This is a genomic window from Alkalicoccobacillus porphyridii, from assembly GCF_007293315.1.
Lineage (GTDB): Bacteria > Bacillota > Bacilli > Bacillales > Bacillaceae_D > Alkalicoccobacillus > Alkalicoccobacillus porphyridii.
This window is the reverse complement of sequence record NZ_VLXZ01000199.1, coordinates 1-275: the sequence shown is the minus strand read 5'-3', so window position 1 is coordinate 275 and position 275 is coordinate 1. Positions and strand designations below refer to the sequence as shown.

Here is a 275-nt window from a genome sequence, read left to right as displayed (position 1 = left end):
AATCTGATTAAGAAGATTTTTGTCGATAAGCTCACACAGGCGCAGTTGATTAATGGTCGTCTGGCGATTGCCCGCTTGTTGGTCGATAACAATAGCGAAGGTGAATACGCCATTATTCCCGCCAGCGTTGCCGATAAAATTGCTCAGCGCGATGCCAGCAGTATAGTGTTGCACAGCGCGCTCAGCGCCGAAGAGCAGGATGAAGACGACCCGTATGCCGACTTAAAAGTGCCTGATGATTTGATGTGGTAAACATAGATAAGTCGTGCGCAGAT

At 48.4% G+C, this 275-nt stretch carries 1 protein-coding gene; it reads left to right on the top strand.

Translation table 11 applies throughout. The features are described 5' to 3' along the window. Positions 1-252 (top strand): DUF2058 family protein (locus FN960_RS24020; RefSeq protein WP_143850809.1); only part of this gene is annotated, 252 nt, incomplete at its 5' end. Positions 253-275: the final 23 nt, after the last annotated feature.